Annotated in this window: 24 protein-coding genes; 6 read left to right on the top strand and 18 right to left on the bottom strand. The window is 63.9% G+C overall.

All coding sequences use genetic code 11. The annotated features are described in order from the left end of the window. Positions 1–3: 3 nt before the first annotated feature. Together B5D62_RS17560 and pyrC are read right to left on the bottom strand one after the other, a co-directional pair. Positions 4–804: an NUDIX hydrolase gene (locus B5D62_RS17560; RefSeq protein WP_085935233.1), complete on the bottom strand. Its 801-nt coding sequence runs from the start codon at positions 802–804 to the stop codon at positions 4–6. Positions 805–890: 86 nt separating this feature from the next. After that, positions 891–1934: a dihydroorotase gene (pyrC, locus tag B5D62_RS17555; RefSeq protein WP_085935232.1), complete on the bottom strand. Its 1044-nt coding sequence runs from the start codon at positions 1932–1934 to the stop codon at positions 891–893. 50 nt (positions 1935–1984) lie between these two features. Between pyrC and B5D62_RS17550 the strand changes: the two genes are divergently transcribed. Together B5D62_RS17550 and B5D62_RS17545 are read left to right on the top strand one after the other, a co-directional pair. Then, the gene (locus tag B5D62_RS17550; protein WP_231714847.1) at positions 1985–3040 is read left to right on the top strand and encodes a serine hydrolase domain-containing protein; all 1056 of its coding nucleotides are present in this window, start codon (positions 1985–1987) and stop codon (positions 3038–3040) included. Continuing rightward, complete coding sequence (locus B5D62_RS17545; protein WP_085935230.1) at positions 3037–3924, top strand: alpha/beta fold hydrolase; 888 nt, start codon at positions 3037–3039, stop codon at positions 3922–3924. The genes B5D62_RS17550 and B5D62_RS17545 overlap by 4 nt, the downstream gene beginning before the upstream one ends. A gap of 38 nt (positions 3925–3962) precedes the next feature. Here the strand turns inward: B5D62_RS17545 and B5D62_RS17540 are convergent, their stop codons facing one another. After that, a complete protein-coding gene (locus B5D62_RS17540) occupies positions 3963–5150 on the bottom strand; it encodes a glycoside hydrolase family 5 protein (protein WP_170920993.1) in 1188 nt (395 codons plus the stop codon). 61 nt (positions 5151–5211) lie between these two features. On the opposite strand from B5D62_RS17540, the gene B5D62_RS17535 reads away from it, so the two are divergent. Beyond that, complete coding sequence (locus B5D62_RS17535; RefSeq protein ID WP_085935228.1) at positions 5212–6402, top strand: GntT/GntP/DsdX family permease; 1191 nt, start codon at positions 5212–5214, stop codon at positions 6400–6402. Here the strand turns inward: B5D62_RS17535 and B5D62_RS17530 are convergent. After that, positions 6399–7370, bottom strand: a complete 972-nt coding sequence (locus B5D62_RS17530; RefSeq protein WP_085935227.1) for a Bug family tripartite tricarboxylate transporter substrate binding protein — start codon at positions 7368–7370, stop codon at positions 6399–6401. The two genes, B5D62_RS17535 and B5D62_RS17530, sit on opposite strands and share 4 nt — an antisense overlap. A gap of 60 nt (positions 7371–7430) precedes the next feature. On the opposite strand from B5D62_RS17530, the gene B5D62_RS17525 reads away from it, so the two are divergent. Both B5D62_RS17525 and panB read left to right on the top strand, forming a co-directional pair. Then, positions 7431–8660 carry an MFS transporter gene (locus B5D62_RS17525; RefSeq protein WP_170920992.1) on the top strand — a complete coding sequence of 410 codons (1230 nt, stop codon included), beginning with the start codon at positions 7431–7433 and terminating at the stop codon, positions 8658–8660. A gap of 14 nt (positions 8661–8674) precedes the next feature. Next, positions 8675–9514 (top strand): 3-methyl-2-oxobutanoate hydroxymethyltransferase, encoded by an 840-nt coding sequence (panB, locus tag B5D62_RS17520; RefSeq protein WP_085935225.1) that lies wholly within the window; start codon positions 8675–8677, stop codon positions 9512–9514. Here panB and B5D62_RS17515 read toward each other — a convergent pair. Continuing rightward, a complete protein-coding gene (locus B5D62_RS17515) occupies positions 9511–10491 on the bottom strand; it encodes a quinone oxidoreductase family protein (protein WP_085935224.1) in 981 nt (326 codons plus the stop codon). The genes panB and B5D62_RS17515 overlap by 4 nt on opposite strands. Before the next feature lie 105 nt (positions 10492–10596). Here B5D62_RS17515 and rutA (B5D62_RS17510) point away from each other — a divergent pair, with 105 nt between their 5' ends. Then, positions 10597–11679, top strand: coding sequence for a pyrimidine utilization protein A (rutA, locus tag B5D62_RS17510; RefSeq protein ID WP_085935223.1), 1083 nt, complete (start codon positions 10597–10599; stop codon positions 11677–11679). 3 nt (positions 11680–11682) lie between these two features. Here rutA (B5D62_RS17510) and B5D62_RS17505 read toward each other — a convergent pair whose 3' ends face one another. The 13 genes from B5D62_RS17505 to B5D62_RS17445 form a co-directional block, all read right to left on the bottom strand. Next, entirely contained in the window at positions 11683–12621 is a 939-nt protein-coding gene (locus B5D62_RS17505) for an acetamidase/formamidase family protein (RefSeq protein ID WP_085935432.1), read from the bottom strand. Positions 12622–12632: 11 nt separating this feature from the next. Beyond that, a complete protein-coding gene (locus B5D62_RS17500; RefSeq protein ID WP_085935222.1) occupies positions 12633–13388 on the bottom strand; it encodes an SDR family NAD(P)-dependent oxidoreductase in 756 nt (251 codons plus the stop codon). A 26-nt stretch (positions 13389–13414) separates the two neighbouring features. After that, positions 13415–14572: an ABC transporter substrate-binding protein gene (locus B5D62_RS17495; protein WP_085935221.1), complete on the bottom strand. Its 1158-nt coding sequence runs from the start codon at positions 14570–14572 to the stop codon at positions 13415–13417. 24 nt (positions 14573–14596) lie between these two features. Beyond that, positions 14597–15424, bottom strand: coding sequence for an ABC transporter permease (locus B5D62_RS17490; RefSeq protein WP_085935220.1), 828 nt, complete (start codon positions 15422–15424; stop codon positions 14597–14599). Beyond that, entirely contained in the window at positions 15424–16293 is an 870-nt protein-coding gene (locus B5D62_RS17485) for an ABC transporter permease (RefSeq protein WP_085935219.1), read from the bottom strand. Before B5D62_RS17485 ends, B5D62_RS17490 begins: the two co-directional genes overlap by 1 nt. Next, positions 16290–17426 (bottom strand): ABC transporter ATP-binding protein, encoded by a 1137-nt coding sequence (locus B5D62_RS17480; RefSeq protein WP_085935218.1) that lies wholly within the window; start codon positions 17424–17426, stop codon positions 16290–16292. Before B5D62_RS17480 ends, B5D62_RS17485 begins: the two co-directional genes overlap by 4 nt. Next, the gene (gene rutA / locus B5D62_RS17475) at positions 17427–18509 is read right to left on the bottom strand and encodes a pyrimidine utilization protein A (protein WP_085935217.1); all 1083 of its coding nucleotides are present in this window, start codon (positions 18507–18509) and stop codon (positions 17427–17429) included. It lies immediately after the preceding gene. Between the two features lie 100 nt (positions 18510–18609). Beyond that, positions 18610–19659 carry an oligopeptide/dipeptide ABC transporter ATP-binding protein gene (locus B5D62_RS17470; RefSeq protein ID WP_085935216.1) on the bottom strand — a complete coding sequence of 350 codons (1050 nt, stop codon included), beginning with the start codon at positions 19657–19659 and terminating at the stop codon, positions 18610–18612. Beyond that, complete coding sequence (locus B5D62_RS17465; RefSeq protein WP_085935215.1) at positions 19656–20633, bottom strand: ABC transporter ATP-binding protein; 978 nt, start codon at positions 20631–20633, stop codon at positions 19656–19658. The genes B5D62_RS17470 and B5D62_RS17465 overlap by 4 nt, the downstream gene beginning before the upstream one ends. Continuing rightward, positions 20630–21472: an ABC transporter permease gene (locus B5D62_RS17460; RefSeq protein ID WP_085935214.1), complete on the bottom strand. Its 843-nt coding sequence runs from the start codon at positions 21470–21472 to the stop codon at positions 20630–20632. The genes B5D62_RS17465 and B5D62_RS17460 overlap by 4 nt, the downstream gene beginning before the upstream one ends. Next, complete coding sequence (locus tag B5D62_RS17455; RefSeq protein ID WP_085935213.1) at positions 21469–22479, bottom strand: ABC transporter permease; 1011 nt, start codon at positions 22477–22479, stop codon at positions 21469–21471. Before B5D62_RS17455 ends, B5D62_RS17460 begins: the two co-directional genes overlap by 4 nt. A gap of 2 nt (positions 22480–22481) precedes the next feature. Next, positions 22482–24110 (bottom strand): ABC transporter substrate-binding protein, encoded by a 1629-nt coding sequence (locus tag B5D62_RS17450; RefSeq protein WP_085935212.1) that lies wholly within the window; start codon positions 24108–24110, stop codon positions 22482–22484. Continuing rightward, positions 24107–25450, bottom strand: a complete 1344-nt coding sequence (locus B5D62_RS17445; protein WP_231714860.1) for an LLM class flavin-dependent oxidoreductase — start codon at positions 25448–25450, stop codon at positions 24107–24109. Before B5D62_RS17445 ends, B5D62_RS17450 begins: the two co-directional genes overlap by 4 nt. Between the last annotated feature and the right edge of the window lie 50 nt (positions 25451–25500).

Below are 25500 nucleotides of genomic sequence, written 5' to 3'. Positions count from 1 at the left end.
AACCTATTCCTCGATCATCAGATGCTTGCGGTGCACCGTCACGAAGAGCGGGATCTTGCGCTGCTTCTTGCGATCGGGCGGCTCCTTCACCAGTCGGCCAATCTCTCCCAGGATCAGGCCGGTGATGGTAGGGAGCGGCAGCTCGCGCGCTTCGTCGAGCGCCACCCAACGGATATCGCCCATCTCGCTCGAATGTCGAATGTCGCCGCTGGCATCCTCTGCTCGCGCCATGAAGAAGCGCGCATTGAATCGCCGCGGCCGACCCGGCGGTGTCACCGCGCGGGCGATCAGATCGAGACAGTCGAGCGCTGGTCCCATGCCCTGATCGAGAAAGCCCCGCCAATGCTCGCCATAGTCCTTCTCGGGCGCGCCACCCTTGAACGGCTTGGCCAGCATCAACCCGGTCTCCTCGAAGGTCTCGCGCACAGCGGCCACGCCCAAAGCGCGTGCCCGCAGCGCCGTTGCCGCCTTCTGCAGGCGCGCATTGACGTGCCGGTCGAGCGCCGTCGCAATGGGCACATGGGCATCGGCCCGGTCGACGCGTCCGCCCGGGAAGACATAGCGGTTGGGCATAAAGGCGTGCTTGGCGTCGCGGCAGCCCATCAGCACTTCCGGCTTCTTGCCGCGCATGCGCACCAGGATCAGCGTCGCGGCATCGCGCGGCCGCATGTAAGGATATTTCTGGTCGACCTTCTCGACCGGGCGTTCGCTGCCCGGTTTCAGGTTAGGAGCCGGCAGATTGTGGACATAGCCTTTGTCGGTGCCGCGCATGACGGCGCCGGCGGGGATCGCTTTCTTGCTCATATGCCGACGATAAATTGTCGTCCCGAATCACGCGAATGGAAATTCGCAGGCTGGCGTCGATCCGGTCCGTAAAGCCCGCGAGTGCCCTAGAACGACCAGCCGACCGGCGTGTCCGGATGAAACACGACGATGCTCTTGTCGCCTCCCGGCACTTCGATCCGTTCCGGTGCCTCGAGCGGACGTGCCTGCAGGGTGATGCGCTCTTCGTTGGCCGGAAGACCGTAAAAGCGCGGCCCGTTCAGGCTGGCAAAGGCTTCGAGCTGGTCGAGGGCCTTCTCCTCCATGAACACCTGCGCATAGACCTGCATCGCCACCGGCGCGTTGAAGATGCCGGCACAGCCGCAGGCGCACTCCTTGGTATCCGCCGTGTGAGGGGCCGTATCCGTGCCGAGGAAGAAGGCGGGATTGCCCGATGTCGCCGCGCGCCGCAGGGCGAGACGATGCTCCTCTCGCTTGGCGATCGGTAGACAATAGAAATGGGGCCGGATGCCTCCCTTGAAGATCGCATTGCGATTGTAGCTGAGATGGTGCGGCGTGATCGTGCCCCCCAGCCGGCCGGTATTGGCCTCGACGAACTGCACGCCGTCGCGGGTGGTGATGTGCTCCAGCACGACCTTGAGGCCCGGATGCCGCTTGAGAAGCGGCGCGAGCACCTTGTCCAGGAACACAGCCTCGCGATCGAAGATGTCGACCTCGGGATCCGTGGCCTCGCCATGGACGAGCAGCGGCATGCCGACCTTCTCCATGGCCTCCAGCGCCTTGGCGATCTTGTCCATGGAGGTGACGCCATGGGCCGAGTTGGTGGTGGCGTGTGCCGGATAGAGCTTGGCCGCGACCCAGACACCCTCCTGCTTGCCCCGCGCCAGTTCGGCAGGGTCGGCGCCGTCGGTCAGATAACAGGTCATGAGCGGCTCGAACCCGAAGTCGGCCGGAACCGCTCTGCGAATGCGATCGCGATAGTCGACGGCCTGAGCCACTGTCGTTACCGGCGGCACCAGGTTCGGCATGATAATGGCGCGCGCAAACTGCCGCGCCGTGTGGAGCGCACAGGCGGCCAGCAGGGCGCCGTCGCGCAAATGGGCATGCCAGTCATCAGGGCGGCGGATCGAGAGCGTCGTGGGCGTGGACATGGCCGTTTTCTACGCTTGCTCCGAGACAGGCTCCAATGTTGATTGCGGGCATGACCGATCTGAAAGACGCAATCGCGTTCGCCGAGGCGGCGGAAAGCCCTTGGCCCAAGAGCATGTACATGCCTGACGGGCAGTTCGTGATGACCCACGATTCGGGAGAGAAGGCTCCAGACAATGAGGTGCTGGGGCCGGTCACGCCCCGCGGCGGCGCCTCGGGCATGGTCTACCAGGGCGGCAAATTGATTGCCGAGTGGGGCGACACCAATCGCCCCGACATGACCTTCAGCGTGGCCAAGAGCTTCCTGTCTCTGCTGGCCGGCCTGGCGTTGGGCGATGGCCTGATCAAGAGTCTGGACGACAGGGTTGCAGACACGGCGCTCGATGACGGCTTCAAGAGCGAGCAGAACCGCGACATCACCTGGCGTCACCTCCTGACCCAGACCAGCGAATGGGACGGCACGCTGTTCGGCAAGGAGGATCGCGTCGACCATAACCGTGTGGTCGGCCTTGCCGTCGCCGAGGCCCCCAAGGGCACGCGCCGTGCGCTCACGAGGCCAGGCAGCTTCTACGAATACAACGACGTGCGTGTGAACCGGCTCAGCCTGTCGCTGCTGCAGGTCTTCCGCGAGCCACTGCCGTCGGTCCTGAAACGCCGCATCATGGATCCGATCGGCGCTTCCTCGACCTGGAAGTGGGATGGCTATCGAAATTCGGCCGTAACGATCGATGGGAAGTCCATGATCTCGGTGCCCGGCGGTGGCCATTGGGGCGGCGGCATCGTGATCTCGGCCCGAGACCTCGCCCTGATGGGACTGCTGGTCTCCCGCGGCGGCGCCTGGGACGGCAAGCAGATCCTGCCGGGGGGCTGGACCCAGGAACTGGTGAAGCCCTGCCCGGTTGCGCCCTTCTATGGATTGATGTGGTGGCTCAATACCGACAAGCGGCAATTTGCGGCAGCCTCGGAGCGCAGCTACTTCGCGCTGGGCTGGGGCAGCCACATCGTCTGGATCGATCCCGACAACGACCTCGTCACGGTTCTGCGCTGGATCGACCGCAAGAAGACGCCAGGCTTCGTCGATCGTCTGCTTGGCGCCCTCAAGAAATGAGTCTCGACTTCTCTGCCGTCCCGCACCTGCCGGACGGCCGCACCGCCATCGAGCATATCGAGGCCGTTGCCGCCCGATCAGAAGCCGTGCGCATCCCCATGGGCAATGGCGGCTCGATGATGTGGCACGTTTGGGGTGCCAGCTCGGGCAAGCCGATCCTGCTGCTGTTCCACGGCGGTTCCGGCTCGTGGATCCATTGGATCCGCAACGTCCTGCCCTTGTCCCAGCACTATACGATCTACGCACCCGACCTGCCCGGCCTGGGGGAGAGCGATCCGCCGGACGATGTGCGCGACATCTGGTCGGTCACCCGATGCGTCCATGCGGCGACGGAAACGCTGCTGCCCAAGGACAAGCCCTTCTTCCTGACCGGCTTCTCGTTCGGCGGCATGGTATCGGGCCATCTCGCGACGCTGATGCCGGACCGCATCCGGCGCATCGCGCTGGTCGGTGCCGGAGGACTCAAGGCGACCCGGAAACCGGGGCCGAAGCTGCACAAGCTCCTGCCCGAGATGCCGGCGCAGACACTGGTGGACGAAGCGCGGCGCAATCTCGAAATCCTGATGCTGCACGACCCCGCCAAGATCGACGGCGTCGCCATCTACATGCAAATCCTGAACACGACGCGCGCCAAGACCCGCAGTCGGGAGATGGGCCTGGCCTTTCGCCTGAGTGAAGTCCTCCCGCGTGTCACGACGCCCCTCACCGGAATCTGGGGCGAGTTCGATTCGACCACCTATCCGCACATCCAGGAGCGCATCGATCTGTTCCGCGCCCTGCAGCCCGATTTCGAGATGAACGTCATCCCGGGAGCCGGCCACTGGGTGGCCTACGAAGCTGCCGAGGCCTTCAACAGCAAGCTGCTCGAGGTGCTGAACGACTGACCCGGGACGCCAACGTCGGCGGACACCGGCGATCCACCTCAGCGCTGGGCGCGCATCGTCGGGGGCGTGGCCTTCAGGCCGAGAGAGGCGAGATAGCTCCAGCGCACGACGCCATGTCGGAACTGGATGCCGTCGAGATATTGGGCAATGGCGCGGTCCACCACCTCCGGCGCCGGCCGATCGGAACGCCGGCCATCTGCGAAGTCGGCGATGTCGTCCCAGCCATCGGGGCGCGGGATGGAAACGACCGTCGAGGTCGTATCGAGGTTCTTGTAGGTCCAGAACGACCAACCGATCCCGTTCGCTTCATGCAGCTTGCGGAAAGCCTCGTTCCAGTCGTCGGTGAGTTCTCCCGTCTCGCCGAGGAACAGCGGCACGTTGTAGCGATTCGAGAAATTGAGATGGCGCTGGATCGAATCGCGCTCCGTGCTGCCCCAGAACAGATGATAGGTATAGGCGAGGTTCGGAGCGAACGGACGGCCGAGCATGTCGAAGCTCGAGCTCCACTGGCCGCCGGCGAGAATGACAATGCGCCCGGGATCGACTTCGCGGATCGCCGCGGTCACGTCGCGGTAGAACGGTTCGAGCCGTGGATTGAGCGTGGCAACGTCGTGGTGGGGCGCGATCGGTTCGTTCAAGACGTCGTAGCCCAGGATTGCCGGATTGCCGGCATAATGCTCGGCCATCGCGCGCCAGAACTTGATCGTCAGCTCCCGATCCCGCGGCACATAGAACATCAACGGATAGCCCGATCCGTCATCATGATTGACGCCAGTCTGCCCACCGGGTGCTGCATGCAGGTCGAGGATCGCGTACAGTCCCGCCTCTTGCACCCACCCCAGTACGCGATCAAGCAGCGCCCATCCCTCGCCGGTCATGTCGCCGGTCTCGGTCATGAACAGATCGTAGTGCAGCGGGATGCGGACGACATTGAAGCCGACCGACTTGATGAAACTGATATCGTCCGGTCCGATATAGGTATCGCGATAAGTTCTCCAGAAGGCTGCGGCCCGCTCCGGTCCAAGCAGCTTATCGAAGGCGCCGTAGATCTCCCGCGGGGCAAGGGCGATCTTGAACTTGAACATGTAGCCCTCTGGCACCAGCCAATTGCCGAGGCTGATTCCCTTCAGATGCAGAATCGTGCCGTCGGGGGCGACGAAATTCTTGCCTTCGATCCGAGCCAGCTTGGTCTGCGCGCAAAGCGGCGCACACAGGGCAAGCAGCATAATGCAAACAGCCGACAACAGACGCATGACGTCAGTTTAACAGACGAATAAGGTCCGGCCCATGCTCGTCGCCGCCCTCCTCGTGCCCGTCGCCATTGCAGTCGTTGTGATCGCCGTCTATCGCTTTGGCGTGCCGGCCTTTCTGGCCCTGATGTTCGTCGCGATCGGTTACGGACTTGCCACCGACCTGCCGTTCAAGTCGGTGGACAAGGCCTTTGCCTTGGGCTTCTCGACGGCAATGGAGCAGGTCGGTCTGTTGATAGTCGCCGGCAGCCTGGTCGGAGGTCTGCTGCCGAAATACCCATTGCCGGGGCCCGCGGCCGGAGCGGTGGGGCTGCTGGCCGGAATGGGCGGTGCCGGCGCCGAGGGGCTGGCGCTTTTGCAGCATGTCGGCGTCAATGCGCCGCGTCGGGCACTGGCCCTTGCCTTGGGCGTGCTCGCGTTCCAGCCCCTAATTGCCCCGTCGCCGCTCGCCGTCGCCCCCGCCGTTGTCCTGAAAGCCGAACTCGGTGAGGTCTTGTGGTTTGCTCTTCCGGCCGCCGCGGTCGCGGGGCTTGCTGGCTGGCTCTATATCCGACGACAAATGTCGGACGGGTCCCGCACCGGCGCCTTGTCGTGGCGCTGGCTGGCCATCGTCGTTCCTCTCGGCGTGCTGGTCCTTCACGCTGTGGCGCAACTGCCGAGCGCCCCTCTTGGTCGGGCAGAGACGCGCGAGCTGCTGACCGGGTTGAGCCGCCCGCTGATGCTGGCAGCGATGGCCATCGCCCTCGCCGTGCTGCTGTCGGGGCGTTGGCAACCGGCGGTGCTGGCCGATACGCGCTGGGCGACACTGCTCCTGACGGTCGGCGCTGCCGGTGGATTCTCGCGGGTACTGGACGAGATCGGCATCGCCGAATTGCTGGCCGAACGCGTCCTCACGCCCCAACTCGGCCTGCTCGTACCCTTCCTCGCCGCCGCGATCGTCAAGACAATGCAGGGCAACTCGCTTACAGCGGTGCTCACGGCATCGGGCATGATCGAGCCGATGCTGCCTGCCCTCGGTCTCGACGGCGCCGCCAGCCGGGCCATTGCCGCCGCCGCCGTCGGTGCAGGCTCGATCGCCATCTGCCATATCAACGATCCGTTCTTCTGGATCGCCACGAAGATGGCTGGCCTGTCCCCCGGACAGGGTCTTCGGACACTCTCGCTCGGCAGCCTGATCATCGCCGTCGCGGCACTGATCGTTCTCGCCGTGTTGCGCCTCGTCCTCTAATCGAGGGTCACGCCCGCCGCCTTCACCGCCGGCCCCCAGGCCGACCGGTCCGCAGCCAGGAACTCGGCAAAGCCGGCGCGACCGGCGGGCGGCATGTCGAGACCCAGATCCTCCTGCCAACGTCGCTGGATGTCGGACGACGCAAGAGCAGCAGCGATCGCCGCCTCGAGCTTCGCAAGGATCGGCTCGGGCGTCTGGGCTGGCGCGGCGATGCCATACCAGGAGGTCGCGACATAGCCGGGCAGTGTTTCAGCGATGGCCGGCAGATCGGGCGCCGCCCTGGACCGCTCTGCCGACGTAACGCCCAGCCCCTTCACCTTTCCGCCGCGCACCTGAGGCAGCATCGACGGCATGTTGGCGAACATCATATGCACCGTGCCGGAGATCAGGTCGGCATAGGCGGCGCCGGCACCCTTGTAAGGGACGTGCTGGATATCGACACCAGCCATCATCTTGAACAGCTCGCCACTGAGATGCAGCGAGGTTCCCGGCCCCGACGACGCGAAGGCGTACTTGCCGGGCTCCCTCTTGCAGAGCGCGATCAGCGCTGCGACGTCATTCACCGGCAGGCCCGGCGTCACGCCGAGCAGGTTGGCCAGAAGAGCCACACGCGAGATCGCCACCAGATCCTTGTCCGGATCGTAAGGCAGCCGGCGGTAGAGCATCGGATTGAGCGTATGACTCGCCACGGAGATCAGGCCGAGCGTGTACCCATCGGCAGCCGAACGAACCAGTTCAAGCGTACCGATATTGCCTCCGGCACCGCCCTTGTTGTCGATGACGAAGGACTGGCCGAGGCTGCGACTCAACTGATCGCAAAGCAGACGGCTCGCCGTATCCGTACCGCCCCCCGGCGCGAAGGGCACGATGAAGCGGACAGGCTTGCTTGGCCACGGCGCATCGGCACGGACCATGGCGAGCGGTGCGACAGATGCAAGGCTGCCCAGCAGCAAATGACGGCGCTTCATGGCGTTCCTCCCGTCTTTTCTCTTTTCCGCAGCATAGCCATCCCGCTAGCGTGCCGCCCAATGGATTCGGCGGGGGAAACGGCGTCTTCACGTTCGGCAACGCGCGAGCTGCTGGCTTCGCCTGATTTCCTGCGCCTGTGGCTGGTCGGAGCTTTCGCCAACGCCATGCGTTGGCTGGAGCTTCTGGCCTCGGGTCTCTTCGCCTACGAGGCGACCGGCTCTCCGCTCGCCGTCACCGCCGTCGTTGCGGCGCGGCAGCTTCCGCAGCTTTTCCTGGGCGCCTTTGCCGGCGCGGTCTCGGAAGCGGTGAACCGCAAGCTGATCGTGATGCTGGCGCTGATCGTACCCGCCTCCGTTTCGACCGTGCTCGCCATCCTGGCGACCACAGGACATCTGGCGCTGTGGCATGTGGCGCTCGGCAATCTCCTGTCGGGGTCGATGTGGGCGACCGAAATGTCGACCCGGCGGCGCATGGTGGGCGAGGTGGCCGGGCCGCATCGCATCGTGCCGGCGATCGCCCTCGATTCCACCACTTCGGCCGCCACGCGCATGATCGGCCCGTTGCTCGGCGGCCTTGCCTTCGAATGGCTGCATATGAAAGGCGCCTACACCGTCACGGCACTCGTGCAGTTCATCGGCGCCTTTGCCATGGCAGGCCTCGTCCATACCCAAACCACGCGGCCGCTGGCGCTGGGCCGTATCGTTCGCGACATTGCCGAAGGTCTCGCCTTCGCCCGTACCAAGTCGGTGCTGTTGCTAGTGTTCGGCATAACTATCGTGACCAACACTTTTGCCTTCGCCTATTCGTCTCTGGTGGCGCCGTTGGGTCTCGGGGAGTTCGGCGTGTCGCCCAGCCTCGTCGGACTGCTGGCCGCAGCCGAACCGGCGGGAGCGTTGATCGGCGGCTTGCTGATCGCCATGGGCATCGTGCGAATGAATCGACAGCTCACCTTCGCCGGCGGGGCGGCTCTGTTCATGTGCGCCTTGCTCGTGATGGCGCTATCACCCTCCTATTGGCTGGCCTTGACAGTGATGATCGTCGGCGGCTTCGGCACGGCGGGCTTCGGCAACATGCAGTCGACGCTCATGCTGACCGAAGCGCCGCCCGAGATGCGGTCGCGGCTGATGGGCATCGTCACCGTGTGCATCGGCACCAACCCGCTGGGCGTTCTCGCAATCGGTGTGCTTTCTGATCGTCTCGGACCGCGAATCGCGATCGTGGTCATGGCCATGCTGGGCTTGGTCCTGACGGCAACCCTGACGTCGGTGTTGCGACGACGGCAGGGCTGAGGTAGGGCAGCGCCATGAGCGCCGTCACCCGTGCCAAACGGCTGAGCACGCCGCAGATCCGAGACCGGAAAGGACAGCAGCCGATCGTCTGCCTGACCGCCTATACGACCCAGATGGCGCGCTGGCTCGATCCGCATGTCGACCTTCTGCTTGTGGGCGACTCGCTTGGAATGGTGGTCTACGGCTTCGACAGCACGTTGCCCGTTACGCTCGACATGATGATCGCCCATGGCGCTGCGGTGATGCGTGGCGCCGAGCGCGCCTGCGTGATCGTCGATCTGCCGTTCGGCAGCTACCAGGCCAGCCCCGAGCAGGCTTTCCGCGCCGCCGCGCGCGTAATGGCCGAGACCGGCTGCAGCGGCGTGAAGCTCGAGGGCGGCGCCGAGATGGCGGAAACGATCCGGTTCCTGGCACAGCGCGGCATTCCGGTATGCGGCCATGTCGGCCTGATGCCCCAATCGGTGAATGTGGCAGGCGGTTTCAAGGCGACCGGCCGGTCCGAAGCGGAAGCGCAGAAAGTGGCGCAGGATGCCGCAACGGTGGCCGATGCCGGAGCGTTCGCCGTGGTCCTGGAAGGCACCGTCGAACCTGTTGCCGCCGCGATCACATCATCTTTGAAGGTGCCCACCATCGGTATCGGCGCATCGCCGGCCTGCGACGGCCAGATCCTGGTCGCGGAAGACGTCTTCGGTCTCTTCAGCGATTTCACGCCGCGTTTCGTGAAGCGCTACGCCAATCTGGGCGTCGAGATTTCCGCCGCTGCCGAGGCCTACGCTCGGGAGGTCCGGTCGCGGACATTTCCGACGCTGGATCACTGCTTCCGTGCCAGGCCGGACAAGGATCGCAGCGCCTAGTCGCCAGCCTTCAGCAGCAGCTTGCCGGCGACCTGACGCCCCTCGAGGCAGCGGTGCATATCGGCCGCCCTGTCGAGAGCGAAGACGCCCTCGATCGGCACCTTGAGCCAACCCTGCTCGATGCCCGATACGACATGATCGATGCCGGCTTTCCATTCGGGCGACGTCTGATCGACATGGCCGAGATGAAGGCGGGTGAAGGTCTGCGAGCGCGGCAGGATGCGCTCCCGGATGTTCTTGAACGGTTGGCCCTCGGCTTCGCCGATGCTGATGACATGGCCAAGCTTGCGCACGACGTTGAAGGTGCGGTCGAGCATCGTGGCGCCGTAGGAGTCGATCGCCAGATCAACCCCCTTCCCGTGCGTGAATTCGAGAACGGCTGTCTCGAAATCCTCGCCGGAAGTCACCACAACACGCGCGGCGCCATACTCCAAAGCACGCTGCTCCTTCCCTGGCGTGCCCGTGGTGCCGATCACGCGCGCTCCAGCCTGGACGGCGAGCTGGGTGCACATCAGCCCAACGCCGCCGCCAATGGCGTTCACCAGCACGGTATCTCCCGGTTTCAGGCGGTAGACGGTGAAGAGCATGTGATAGGCGGTCAGCGCCTGGATGGGAAATGCCGCCCCGACATCGAGCGGAACATCTGCCGGAAGCTTGATCAGTCCGGCGGCCGGAGCGACGCATTTCTCGGCATAGGCGCCGCCTTTATCGGGGAAACTCGCCACCCGCTCTCCGATTGCCACGCCGTGAACCTCCGGGCCGAGCGCCGCGACCGTCCCCGACACCTCGAAGCCCAGCACCATGGGGTAGGTCATGGCATGCGGATAGATGCCCATCCGCACTTGCGTATCGGCCCAGTTGCAGCCGGCATAAGCAACATCGACCAGGACTTCTCCCGGCCCCGGAACAGGATCTGGCAGCTCGGCGACCACGAGTTGCTCCGGTCCGCCGGTGGCGTGGATGACGACCGCCTTCATGTCTCGTTCCCTCCCGTGAAAGCCACCGCAGACCTGCAACTTCCATGCGACGCGCTGGCATGTCGCTTGCTCGACCTTCGGTATCGGATTTCACAGGAGGTTGTCATGGATATCGGTGTCTTCATTCCGATCGGCAACAATGGCTGGCTGATCTCTACGACCTCGCCGCAGTACATGCCCTCCTTCGATCTCAACAAGCAGATCGTGCAACGAGCGGAGCATTACGGCCTCGACTTTGCCCTCTCGATGATCAAGCTGCGCGGCTTCGGGGGCAAAAGCGAATTCTGGGATCACAATCTCGAATCCTTCACCCTGATGGCGGGCTTGGCCGCCGTGACGAAGCGGATTCAGCTCTATGCTTCGGTGGCGGTGCTGACCATTCCGCCGGCGATCGTCGCGCGGATGGCCTCGACCATCGATTCGATCTCGAACGGACGCTTTGGCGTCAACATCGTCTCGGGTTGGGCAAAGGACGAATATGAACAGATGGGCATGTGGCCCGGTGAAGCCTATTTCGGCTACCGCTACGACTACAGCACCGAATACGTCACCGTCCTGCGCGAACTTTGGGAGAAAGGCACCTCGGATTTCAAGGGCAAGTACTTCCAGATGTCCGACTGCAAGCTGAGCCCGCGTCCAACGGCATCGATGAAGATCGTTTGCGCCGGCCAGAGCCCGCGCGGCATGGAGTTCGGCGCGACCTACGGCAATTATAATTTTACACTGGGCAAAGGGGTCAACACACCGACAGCCCATCAGCCGACCAATGAATTGATGATGCAGGCGGCCGCCAAGACCGGCCGCGATGTCGGTAACTACGTACTGATGATGGTAATCGCCGACGAGACCGACGAGAAAGCGATGGCCAAGTGGAAGCGCTACAACGAAGGCGCGGACCTGGAAGCGCTGAGCTGGATGTCGGGCCAGGCCGATGCCGACCCCAATGCGCCCGAAGGCGGCACCGCCAAGCGCATCTCCGCCCCTGAAGGCGCGGTCAATTTCAACATGGGCACGCTGGTCGGCTCCTATGCCTCCGTCGCGCGCATGCTCGATGAATGCGCCGCCGTTCCCGGCACCAAGGGCATCATGCTGACCTTCGATGACTTCCTGGTCGGCATGGAGCAGTTCGGGCAGCACATCCAGCCGCTGATGGCCTGCCGCAGTGAGAAACTGAAGGCGGTCGCCTGACCGCTATTCCAGCACGATGCGCGGGAAGTAGAACGAGACGACCCAGTTCGGCACATCGACGATCGAACTGATCCGCAGGTCAGCGCAAACGCTGCACAGCATGTAGGCATCGATCGCTGAATAGCCGAAGCGGCGGCAGAGCAGCTCGATCATTTCGGATACCGCCATACGGGCGCCGGCCATCAGGTCCGCGCCGATGCCCGTTGTCACCTCATATCCAGCCTTGTCGAAATGGTCGCTCACCGGTCCCGGTGTGACGTAGCGCGGCATACGGAGATTGGCGCCTTTCACCACGTCGATCTTCAGCACCACATCGATCGGACTCTCGATCGCCGTGCCGCACACTTCTCCGTCGCCTTGCGCAGCATGGGTATCGCCAACAGAGAAAAGCGCGCCATCGACTTCGATCGGCAGATAGAGTTCGACCCCGGCGAACAGGTCCCGGACATCCATGTTGCCACCGACATTCCGGGGCGGAACGATGCTATGAAGCCCGGGCGCGGCTGGCGCGACCCCGATCGTGCCGGCGAAGGGACGCAACGGAACCTTGCCTCCCGGTCCATACATCGCCGGCTTGAGGCCGGGGTCGTAGTTCCAATGATGGAGCTTGGCATCGGGAAACTGATCCGCCAGCAGCCCGAAGCCTGGAATGTTGCCGGTCCAGCCCCAGCCCGAAGGACTGAAGGACAAGATGCTGATCTTGAGCGCGTCGCCTGGTTTGGCACCATCGACGAAGATCGGCCCCGTGACCGGATTGACGAAGGCGAGGTCGAGCTTGGCGAGATCGGCTTCGGTCGACGTCCGCGACAGTTGGCCCGACGAGGCATCCACGGTCTCGAAATGCACCACTTCGCCCGGCGCGATCTTGAGACAGGGCGCGAAGGCGTTGTTCCAGCCGTGATGAATATGGTCCTTGTGGATCGTGTGGCGATGGCCATGCATGCGCATTCCCCCTAGACCGCGACCGTAAGAGCGCCGTCGATGACGAGATTGGTGCCCGAGATGCGGCTGGCCTTCGGACTGGCGATGAACACCACGCCGTTCGCCACTTCCTCGGCGGTGCCGAACTTCCCGGTCGGATTGACCTTGATCGTCGACGCGAACAGGTCCGGCATATTGTTCTCGATATTCTGCCAGATACCACCTTCGAAATAGGTGTTGCCGGGAGAAACGCAGTTGACCCGAATGCCCTTGCCGACGAGTTGCCGACTCAGCCCCTTGGCGTAATGGATCAGCGCTGCCTTGATCGCGCCGTAGGAACCTGCGGCGAAGTCGACCTCGAAGCCGGACACGCTCGAGATCAGCACGATCGAGGCGCAATCGGACTTCTCGAGGAACGGCACCGCCGCGGCCACCGCGTTGACGGTGTGCATCATGTCGGTGCGGAACGACTTTTCCCAGGTCTCCGCGGAATCGCCAACGGCCAGGGCGCTGACATTGCAGACCAGCACATCCAGCCCGTTGAATTCGGCCGCGCTGGCCACGATCCACGCCTTGAGCGCGGCGGGATCAGCGACATCCAGCGCCTGGCCGAAAGCCTTGACGCCCTTGGCAGTCAATGCCGCGACGGCGGCGGCGACCTCGCTGGTGTTGCGGGCGCAGACTGAGACAGCCGCGCCCTCGTCGCCAAATCCCTCGGCGATGGCGCGACCGATGCCCTTGCTGCCGCCGGTCACAGCCACCTTCTTGCCTTTCAAACCGAGATCCATGGCGCTCCTCCCTTGTTCCGGTCACCTCAGGCAGCCAGGAATTCGTTCCATTTCTCTGTGTAGTATTCGAGGTTCTTCGGGCGCGTGTTCCAGACATAGACGCGCTGGGCCCGGTCCTCGAGCGAACCGCCATCGCGGCCCTCGCCACCATAGACCTCTTTCACCAACTTGGGATCGAGATATTTCTCGTAGGTGTTGACGGTCGAGAAATAGCCGATCTCCGACTGCCGGGCGCCTGGGAATCCTTCCATCCAGAAGTTGAGCCACTCATAGGCCGCGTCGACATTCTTCGCGTTCGCGGGAATGCCGTAACCGTTGCACCAGGCACGATAGCCCTCCTTGGCGACGGCGTAACGAACGGGGATCCCCTTGCTGGCGACTTCGACAACCACTGGCCACCAGGCGTCGGCGATCCATACTTCCTCGGAAGCCATCAGGTTCACCAGTTCGCCATAGGCCTTCCACATGGCACGGAAGTGACCCTCCTTCTTCTTGTCCTTGAGGAAGGCGACGACGGTGTCGACTTCCTTCTCCGTCATGTTGCTCATATCGACAGGCTTGAAGAGCCCGAGCGCCTGCATGGCCATGGCCGCATTCAGCATGCCGAGCCAGTCAATGCCGTACAGCGCGACCTTGCCGCGCCATTTCGGGTTGAACAGCTCGCCCCAGGACAGCGAATTGTTCTCCGCCTGAATCTTGCCGGCGTTGTAGCCGATGCTGTCCATCTGGAAGAACATCGGGGCGAACGACACCTTGGTACGGGCATCGTCGAGATACATCATGCGCCCCGGGTTGGCGCCGACCCCGAGCGGTGCCGTCGGTGTGGCGCGGCCGTCCTTCAGCAGCGGATGCAACTTTGGCCAGTAGGTCAGGCGGGACGTGTCGATTGGCTGGAGCAGATTCTCTGAATTGGCATAGGCGGCGAACGGGGCATCCAGCATCAGGCAGTCAAGAGGCGCCGTGCGGATGCGGTCGACGCGGACCTGTGTCGACGGGTTGATGAAGGGCCGGGGCGTGATCCCGCTTCGCTTTGCGAACTCGGTCAGGATAACGTCCCGCATGTCATAGCTCGCGCCGGCGAGATTGATCTGCTTGGCCTGCGCTTGCGCCGGCGACACGACCGAAGGCGCGGAGAGCGCAGCTGCCCCGGTTGCGGCCAGCAAGGCACGTCGTTTGATGAGCATGTCAGGCCTCCTGTGAATTCGACATCAAGGGCTGCGGCCGGCCGTAGATCGACGCATCGCCCACAAGCCAGCCGCACAAAGCGTGACAGCCACCAGGGAAGACATCGTCGTGACCGTTCCGATCGCATAGATTTCAGGTGTCAGTTGCCGGTCGAGCTGCGCCATGATGGCAAGCGGCAACGTGCCATCCGGCCCGGTCGTGAACATGCTCCGGGGATATTCGTCGTAGGATAGGGAGAAGCCGAACAGCGCGGCCCCGATGATACCCGGCAGGACGAGCGGCAGCGTAATCCGCCGGAATGTGACCAGGCGCGACGCTCCCAGGGTCAGTGCCGCTTCTTCCACCCTGGGATCGAAGCGGTTGAAGACGGCAAGCATGGTCAGGAACCCGAATGGCAGGGTCCATGACACCTGGACGAGGAATGTGGTGGTGTTCCACGCAAGCTCGATTCCGAGCAGACGCATCAGGATGGCAAAACCGAATCCCACCAGGATGCCTGGCGCCATGATGCCCAGCAGCATCAGATAGAAGAAGGCGCCGCTGCCGCGAAACCGGCCGCGCATGGCCTGGGCAGCCATCACCGACAGAACGACGGTCGTCAGCGCACAGGCAAGCGCTAGCAGCGACGAGCGCAGCAATGGCGGCTTGAAATCGTTCATGACGCTGGCCTGCCAGAGCTCGCGATACCAATGAAAGGAGACGCCGTTCATCGGAAAGGTCGTGCCCCCGCTCGGGCCACTGAAGGAAAGAAGCCCGAGCGTGAGGATTGGCAGCCACTGATAAGCAAGAAAGGCCAGGGTAATCGCGCCCAACAGGCCAGTCGTGACGTTGAGGCGGACTTTCCAGCCCATCAGCGATCCGTGCCGAGGCGCCGAATATCGACGACGCGCATTGCCGCCACCACACCTACCAGCATGCAAAGCATCAGCAGAACCGCGACCACCGAGGCCGCCCGGATCTGCGACCCCTCGTAGAACAGCAGCACGAGGTTGGAGAGCAGCGCATGCTTGTTGCCGCCGACCGTTGCGACGGTTGCAAAGTCGGACATGACATTGAGGAAGACCAGCACCTGGCCAATCACGATGCCCGGCAGGGTGAGAGGAAGGACGATGCGCCGGAACACGACAAAGGGCGGCGCCTTCAGGGTCATGGCCGCCTCGCGCAGCTGTGGCGCGATGGCGTTCAGCATGTACACGACCGGCCCCGCTGCCATCATCGTATAGAGCGAGACCTGGGCCATCGTGATTCCCGTGCGCGAATAGAGAAAGGCCTCGATGGGCGCATGGGTCGCGCCGAGCGCGAGCAGTATCCGGTTGATGACACCGTTCACGCCCAGGAATGGCACCCAGGCGATGGCGCGGATCAGGGTGCTGGTCCAGAACGGCACGACAAACGCCAGGAACAGGACCAGCCGCCAGATCGGGCTCCGTACCTTCATGACCAGGAAATAGGCGATGCAGTAGCCCAACAGGCCGGTCAGCCCCATCAGCAGGAGGACGTGGCCGATGGTGCTCAGGGCGAGGTCGATATAGGTCTTGTTGGCGAAGAACTTGGCGTAGTTGTCGAACGTCAGTGGACTGGTCGGCGAAAGGCTGCGACCACCCCAGAGCGATACCCAGGCCAGAAGCACTATGGGCACCACCACCACGACCAGCATCCACACCGTGGCCGGCAGTGCCAGCCAGTAGCTCGCACTGGAGCGGACGCGGATCGTACTCATCCGGCCATCCCGTGCAGCACGGTATCGTCGGCGCGCCAGCCGATCGTCACGAGCTGCCCCAGCTCGATGCGTGCGGCCTGGGCGCCAAACTGGTCATATTTCAGCACCTCGCCATCCGAGCGTTCGAACAGATGGCGTCGCACAGAACCAAAGAACTCGATCGCCGAGCAGCGGGCCGATACGCGATTGCCATGCTCGTCCCCGACGAGATCGGTCATCTTCTCCGCACGAACGGAGAAGGACACGGCGGTGCCAGCCGCCGGGGCCGAACCGGACGAAGACACGTGAAAGCGGCCCAGTGCCGTGTCGACCGCCAGCAGCCCATCCGAGGTTCCGGCGGCGCGTCCATGGAACACGTTGTTGCCCTGCACGAATCCCGCCACGAAGGCGGTGGCAGGACGCTGCAAGATCTCCTCCGGCGTGCCCATCTGCTCGATACGTGCGTGGTTCATCACCACGACGAGGTCGCCCAAGGAGAATGCTTCGTTCTGATCGTGCGTCACCCAGATGAAGGAGATGCCGCTGCGCTTCTGCAGCAGCTTGAGTTCCAGCATCACCGTCTCGCGCAGCGAGTAGTCGAGCGCGCCGATCGGCTCGTCGAGCAGCAGGAGGCGCGGCTCAGTGATCATGGCGCGGGCGAGCGCCACCCGCTGACGCTGGCCGCCCGACAGGCTGCCCGGCTTGCGATTGGCCAGGGCGGCGATCTCGAACGATTTCAACACCTGATCGACGCGCGCCGTGATCTCGGCTTTGGGCCGCTTCAGCATCTCGAGGCCGAAGGCCACGTTCTTCGCCACCGTCATATGCGGAAACAGCGCGAAATCCTGGAACATCATTGCGATGTCGCGTTGCCAGGGTGGATCTCGCGTCGCTTCCTTGCCGCCGATCAGGATGTCGCCCTCGTCCGGCTCCTCCAGCCCCGCCACGCAGCGCAAGGTCGTGGTCTTGCCGCAACCGGAGGGGCCGAGCAGGCAGACAAACTGCCCCTTCCGGACCTTGAGCGACACGCCATCGACGGCAATGAAGTCGCCGTACCGCTTGCGGATGTTGCGCAGTTCGAGGTCGAGCTGGGGCCGCGCAAACCCGGGCTTCGCCGCGCTGTCGACCTCAATCGGCTGCGCGAGGATATCCACCTAGGCGGCCGCGGCTGCGAGCTTCTGTCGACTACGCATCAGAGGTTGAATGCGCTGCCCGAACTGCTCGATGCCGATCACGAAATCGTCGAAGGTGAGCATGACGCCCGCCAGTCCGTCGATTTCCGACATCTCGTCGAGCATGCGTGCCACCGAGGCGTAGGAGCCAACCAGGCGCGTGCCATTGTGGGGCAGCGGTTCACGGCGACGGATGCGCCCGGCGGTGGAATTGTCCGCCGCATTCTTGTCGGCCGCGGCCTGATCGGAACGCCAGCCAATCGCATCGAGGTCGACGCCGGCCTTGTAGTGTTCCCACTTGGCCATCGCCGCTTCATCGGTTTCGTCGGCGATGATCATGGTCAAGGCCAACGCCTTTGTCTTCGTGCCCGTCGCATCAGTGCAGGCTTTCAGGCGAGCCACGGAGTCGGCGCAGTCCAGCGGATCGTTCATCTCGCCATTGCCGCTGCAGAAATTGTACGTGCAGTACTTGGCCGCGAACGCCATGCCGGCATCGCTGGTACCGGCGCAGATCAGGGGAATCTGCCGTGACGGCAGCGGTCCCAGCCGGCAGTCGTTCATGGTGTAGTACTTGCCCTTGAGGTCGCACTGCCCCTTCGACCACAGATCCTGCATCACCGTTGCGTACTCGCTGAGCAGGTCATAGCGATACTTGAAATGCTCGTCGCCGGGCCACAGGCCCATCTGATCGTACTCGGCCTTCTGCCAGCCGGTGACGAGATTCACGCCGAAGCGGCCGTGCGAGATGCTGTCGATGGTCGTTGCCATTCGGGCGACGATTGCTGGTGGCAAGGTGAGAACGGCAACGGTGGCATAGAGTTCGATTCGCGACGTGATCGCCGCCAGGCCGGCCATCAAGGTGAAGGATTCGAGATTGTCATCCCAGAAGCGCGACTTGCCGCCGAAGCCTCGCAGCTTGATCATCGACAGCGCGAAATCGAAACCGTAGCGCTCGGCTCGCAGCACAACCTCGCGGTTGAGATCGAAGGTCGGTGTGTATTGCGGCGACGTCGACGAGATCAGCCAGCCGTTATTGCCGATGGGAATGAAGACGCCGATATCCATCTTCCAACCTCGCACGCGATTTCGTCGCGATGGTTGCAGCAACTCCCATGCCACGCGTGCGCGTTGCTATTTCCCTGAAGCGGACAGCCCTATCGATCGATCAGCCGCGCGGCCCTGCACCGGCTGAGGCAGTCTGCCCCATCGGGACACCATCGCTCGCCCAATCGTTGGCAGCGGTCACGCGGAGATGACAGGCGACGCGATGGTCGGACCCGATGGCAACGAGCTGCGGAACGCGTTCACGGCAGCGCCGCTCGCCGATCGGGCAGCGATCGACAAACGCACAGCCCGGCGGAGCCGCCGCAGGGCTGGGTGGATCGCCGCGCACCACGATCGCTTCGGCCGGCCGCCTCCCCGCCAGACGCGGCGCTGCGGCCAGCAGAGTGCGTGTGTAGGGATGGACGGGCTGCGCGAACAGCGCCCTCGTCGGACCGGTCTCGACAATTCGACCGAGATACATGATGGCAACGCGATCAGACAGACGTTCCACCACGGACAGATCATGAGAAATGAACAGATAGGTGAGGGAGAATTTTTCCCGCAACTCCAGCAGTAGATTGAGCACCGTCGCCTGCACCGACATGTCGAGCCCGGACGTTGGCTCGTCGAGGATCAGCACGCGCGGCCGCAGCAGCAGGATGCGGGCAAGCGCCACGCGTCGCAGCTGGCCACCGGAAAATTCGTGCGGATAACGGCGCGCCGCGGCGGGATCTAGGCCGACGGCAGCCAACATCTCCGTGACACGATCCCTCCTTTCGCCGGCATTGGGCACGCCATGGATGCGGAGGCCCTCCGCCATGGTGCGGCCGATACTCCACCAGGGATCGAGAGCAGCGCCAGCATCCTGGTGCACGTATTGGACATCGCGGCGCGCGATGCGAGCGGCTTCCGCGGTCAGACCGCCAACGGGCTTGCCGTCGAGGAGAATGTCACCCGCGGTCTCCCGCTGCAGACCGAGGATGGTACGGCCGAACGTGCTCTTGCCACAGCCGGACTCACCGACCAGCGCGAGGATTTCTCCTGCCTGCAGGTCAAGGCTCACCTCCTTGACCGCCGCCACAGGCGGTATCGTCTTCTTCAGAAAGCCGCGCTGACCGCCAAGTAGTACAGACAGCCCGTGGACCGAGACGATCGGCGTGATCGTACTCATGCGTACTGCACGCAGCGCACGTTGGCGCCCGATCGGGTCTTCACGGGAAGCGGAGAAGAGGTTCGACAGCGTGGCAGTGCTTCGCCGCAGCGGTCCGCGAACTGGCACCCAGCTGGCCGAGCCAGTGGTGATGGAACCAGACCCGGAATCCCGACGAACGACGTGGCGCGATCCGGGTGACAGGCGAGCAAGGCACGTGTGTAGGGATGCGACGGAGCCTGCAGGACGGCCTGGACCGTACCGGCCTCGACGGTCTGGCCAGCATAGATCACGCACAGATCGTCGCAGAGTTCGGCAACGACGCCGAAATCGTGGGTCACGAACAGAAGCGAAAGGCCGAATTCGCCGACCAGCTCACGCAGCAGCAGCAGGATCTGGTGCTGGGTCGTCACGTCGAGCGCCGTCGTCGGTTCGTCCGCGATCAGCAAGGTAGGCGAACAGGCAAGAGCGGCCGCAATCAGCAGGCGCTGGCGCTGACCGCCGGAGAACTGGTGCGGGTAGCGCTCCAGCGCGGTCTCCGGATCGGGCACCTGCATGCGCCGCAGCAGGTCGACCAGTCGGGCGACATGGCGGCGCTGACGATCGCGTCCGCGGCTACCATCATCCGGCGCGTGTCGGCGCATGGTCTCGAGCAGCTGCGTGCCGACCTTGAACACCGGATTGAGTGCCTGCAGGGGATCTTGCGGAATGAAGCCGATGCCGCTCGACCGGATCCGTGTGTTCAGTTCGGCTTCTGAAAAGACCAGCAGGTTCTCGCCGTCGAACCAGATATGGCCCCCTTCGACCGCCGCAGCTTTTGGCAGGATCCCCATCACCGCCCGAATCAATGTGGACTTGCCGCATCCCGACTCGCCCACCACGCCGAGAATGCGGCCGCGCTCCAGCGTCAGGCCGATATCGTCGAGTACCTGGGCCATACCGTCGTCGGTCCGGATCGACACTTTCAGCCCGTCGATTTTCAGCAGCGGAATCATCGCGATCGCCGAATGCGGGGATCGACCAAGTCGCGCAGGCCATCACCCAGCAAGTTGAAGCCCATGACCGTGATCAGGATCGCGACGCCCGGGAAAGCGGCATACCACCACGCCTTCGGCAGATAGGTGCGGCTCTCGGCGATGGCGAGGCCCCAGTCCGGCGCCGGCGGCGTGGCTCCCATTCCGAGAAAGCCCAGGACCGCCGCGACCAGGATCGTGAAGCCAAGCCCGATGGTCGCCCGGACGATCACCGGCGACAGCGCGTTGGGCAGGATATGGAGGAATACGATGCGGGATGTGCCCGCACCGACCCCGCGCAGGGCATCGACGAACAACGATCCTGAAAGCCGTCTCGTCTCGGCATAGACGATGCGCGTGAAGAAGGGCCAGTAGGTGAGCGACAGCGCCAGCATGGCGCTTTCCAGCGAAGGCGACAGGAGCTGTGCCAGGGCCAGCGCCAGCACGAGCTGCGGGATCGCCAGGACCACGTCCGTTATCCGCATGATCGTTTCGGATAGCCAGCCGCTGCGATAGCCAGCCAGCAGGCCGAGCGGGACGCCGATCAGCATGGAGGCGACCACGACCGCCAACGCGATCTGCAGCGCGCCGCGTGCGCCCAGGATGACACGGGAGAAGATATCGCGCCCCAGATTGTCGGTGCCGAACGGATAATCGAGGCTGGGTGGCTTCAGGCGGCGCAGCAGATGCGATGCCGACGCATCCCCCGGATAGGGTGCGATCCATGGCCCGAGCACCGCCAGCAGCAGCACAAACACCACAATGCCGAGCCCCAGCATGGCTGGCACATCGCGGGCGAGCCGGGCGAAGATCGGCCTCATGCTCGTCCCATCAGTCTCGGATCGAGCAGTCCGTGCACGACATCGACCAGGATATTGACCATGGCATAGACGGCGCCGACCAGCAGCGTGACCGCGAGCATGACCTGGCGGTCGCCGGTGAGAATGGCCTGCACCGTATAGCTGCCGATGCCAGGCCAATCGAAGATTGCCTCGACCACCACGCCACCCGCGATAAGGCCGCCGAACAGCAGGCCGATCTGCGTCACCGTGGCCGTCAGGGAGTTGCGCAAGACATAGATCCAGACGAGACGGGATCGGCTGTATCCGACGGCTCTCTCGTACAGGACGAAGTCGTGCTGCAGCGTGTCGAGCACGCCTGACCGCGTGAAGCGCACGATCGTCGCCAAGCCGCCAAGAGCCAACGTGACCGCCGGCAGGAAGAGATGGCGCACGGCATCACCAAAAGCGTCCCAGCGACCGGCGATCAGGCTGTCCAGCAGGAGGAAGCCCGTCACCACGGGCGGACGGGACATGGTCGCGCTCAGATCGCCGCGCAGCGGCAGCCAGCCGAGAGTCATGGAGAACAGGAATTGCAGCATGATCGCGAACCAGAAGGCCGCGACCGCGACGCCCAGCACGGAAAAGATGCGCAGCGCATAATCCGGCCAGCTGTTGTGCTTGAGGGCGGCAACGACACCCAGCGGCACGCCGATCAGCACCGACAGCAGCAAGGAAGCGAAGGTCAGCTCGAGCGTCGCCGGCAGTCGCTGCACGATGTCGAGGGCGACCGGCCGATGGGAAAACGCGCTCTCGCCGAAATCGAACGAAGCGACCTTGCCGAGATAAAGGCCGAACTGCTCCCACATCGGTCTGTCGAGCCCGTATTGCTGACGCAGATGGGCAATCTGCTCGGGCGTCGCGGCGTCACCCGCCATCGCGACCGCGGGATCCGACGGAACTGCATGGATCAGCAGGAACGTCACCACCAACAGCCCCAGCAGCGAGGGCAGCACGAGAGCGCACCGTCTCAGGACGAAGCGCAGCATGGTCAGCCGGCGAGCGTGATCCAGCGCAGCTCGGCGCCCTGCCCAACCGTGCAGAATCGCCGGCCCTTGACGCGCTTGTTGAAGCCTTGGAGCTGCATCGAGTTGTAGATCCAGATGTCGGGTGAATCGGCCATGATCTTGCGGATTGCCTGCTCGTAGAGAGGTGCCCGCTCCTCCTGCTTCACCAAGCCGCGCGCCTTGCGCAGCAGCACGTCGACCTCGGGATTCTTGTAGTAGGACGAAGCCTTCCAGGTGCCGTGGAACTGGCTGTCGTACATCTGACCAACCCAGTTCTCCGGATCCACGAAGTAGGTGCTGACCCAGTGCACCCACATGTCGGGTGTCGTCTCGGGCTTGGCGGCAGCCGTCGTGAGATTGGACCAGATATTGCCCACGACCTTGAGATTGATGCCGATCTGAGCCAGTTCGCTCTGGAACAGCTGCGCCCCTTGGACACTCTGTTCGTTCTCCGACTGGACATGGATCTCCAGGGGCCGCTTCATCGGCGCGCCCTCGGCCATCGCCTTGGCCATATACTCCTTGGCCTTCTTCAGATCGTAGTCGTAGCCCTTCGCGTCCTTCGGGACGCCCCACAGATTCTCCGGCATCGGGTAGGGATCGCGCGTGGCGTACCCGCCCAGGATGTCGTTGATGAAACCCATGTAGTTGAAGGCATGGGCGAAGCACAGGCGCGCGTTGAGATTGTCGAACGGCGGCTTGGTGTTGTTCATGCGAACGACGAAGGTCCGCATCACGATGTCCTTCTGGACGAAGGCGATCTTGGAGGCGTTGATCTGCTCGACCTGGTCCGCCGGCAGGTTCGGATCGGTGCAGTCGAGCGTGCCGTTCAGCAGTGCCAGGATGCGGGTCGAGGTTTCCTTGGTCGGCCGGTAGGCGATCTTCTTCACCGGCTTGGCGTTGTCGGACCAGCCTTTGAAGTGGCCCTCGTTGATCTCCATGTCGAGATATTCGAGCGGCCGGTAGCCCTCCGGCACGATGCGATAGGCCCCTGAACCGGCACCGTTCGAGGCCAGCCAGGTCTTGCCCCAGTCGCCGTTCTTTTCGTTCGGCTTGATGGCGCGTGGATTGACGATGCAGATGCTCGGGATCGCGGCCAGGAACGGCGCGTAGGAGGTCTCCAGCTTGAACCGCACCAGCAGCGGTTCGGGCGCCGTCACGTTTTCGGGCTTGAGGATCTTGAGGAAGGCGCCGGCGGGCGCCAGCGCCAAGGCCAACATCCGGCGGAAGCTGTACACGACATCGTCGGCCGTGAGAGGGCTGTCGTCGTGAAACTTGAGGTTCGGCCGCAGCTTGAACTCCCACGACAGGCCATCGTCGGAGACGGTATGGCTCTCGGCCAGCCACGGCACGATCTCGGGCGGGTCGCCCTCGTAACGATAGAGGTTGTCGTAGGCATTCAGCATCATCGACTGCATCGGCACGTCGTAGACCTGATGCGGATCGAGATTCATCGGCAGGGCGAAGCCGCTGACGAAGGTCGAGGCATCGGCCGCTTGCGCAAACGTCGACGTCGCGGCGGGGAATGCCCCAGCCACGAGGGCTCCCGCGGCCAGACCGCCCATCTTGCGGCGGCCGAGCAGCGGCCCACCCTGTCGCACTGCCTTCGTCATTGCGCTGCCCCCATGAAGCGTTGCTCGTGATGGCGATTGACCGGCTTGGGAAGGCCGAGATTCCCGCGCAAGGTCGTGGCTTCGTACTCCTCCCGGAACAGGCCGCGGCGCTGCAGCTCGGGAATGACCAGATCGACGAAATCCGCAAGCGACCCCGGCAGCCAGGCCGGCATGACATTGAAGCCGTCGGCGGCGCCGCCCGTGAACCAGTGCTCCATCTCGTCGGCGACCTGCGACGGCGTGCCGATCGACAGCACGTGACCGCGCGGCCCGGCGTTAGCGAGGCAGAGTTCCCAGAGCGTGAGATTGTCGCGCCGCGCCTGTTCCAGCAGCAGGCGCTGACGGCTGAGCGGACCGTTGGTGTCGACCATCTCGGGCACCGGCCCGTCGAGGGGCAGCTTGTCGAGGTCATGCACACCGATCGTGTGCTCGAGGATCGAAAGGCCGACCGGCTTCTGGATCAGTGACTGCAGATAATCGTACTTCTCCTGCGCCTCCGACGCTGTCGGCGCCACGACCGGATAAAAGCCCGGCATCACCTTGACCTCGTCGGACGTGCGGCCGAAGCGCGGCAGGCGCGACATGACGTCGGAATAGAATTCCTTGCCCTGTTCGAAGGTCGTTTGCGCCGTGAACACGACTTCGGCCAGGCGCGCCGCGACATCGCGACCAGTGCCTGAGGCGCCCGCCTGCACCAGCACAGGGCGCCCTTGGGGCGAGCACGCGACATTCAGCGGACCGCGGACTTTGAAATGCTTTCCCTTGTGGTTCAGCACATGCATCTTCGAGGGATCGAAGAAGACGCCGGAGTCCTTGTCTCTGATGAAGGCATCCTCGTCCCAGCTGTCCCACAGACCGTTCACCACCTCGGCGAACTCGATCGCGCGCTCGTAGCGATCGCTATGCGACATGTGTTCGTCGCGGCTGTAGTTCAGCGCATCCTGCTCGTTGTTGGAGGTGACGAGATTCCAGGCAGCTCGCCCGCCACTGATCTGATCGAGTGACGCGAACTGTCGGGCGAGCGTGTAGGGCTCGTTGAAGGTCGTCGTCGATGTCGCGACGAGACCGAGATGCGTCGTGACAGAAGCCAGTGCCGACAAAATGGTCATGGGTTCGAATTTGACCACCTTGCCCATGCGACCCCGCGCATCGGCGCTGCCTTCGAGATTGACTGCGGCGGTGTCAGCGAGAAACAGGAAGTCGAACTTGCCCCCCTCGGCGAGCCGGGCGACCTCGACCATGTCGGAAAAGCTCGTGCCGGACTGATAGTGCGCTTCGGGATGGCGCCATGCAGCGACATGCTGCCCCGTCTCGTGCACGAACGCGCCGAGGTGAATCATGCGTTTGGCTTGTGAAGACACGCCTCGCTCCACCATGGACTGCAGACCGT

Origin of the sequence: Enhydrobacter aerosaccus (assembly GCF_900167455.1) — a bacterium.
Taxonomy (GTDB): Bacteria; Pseudomonadota; Alphaproteobacteria; order Reyranellales; family Reyranellaceae; genus Reyranella; species Reyranella aerosaccus.
Note: the sequence above shows the minus strand (reverse complement) of the source record. Positions and strands in the feature narration are given on the sequence as shown.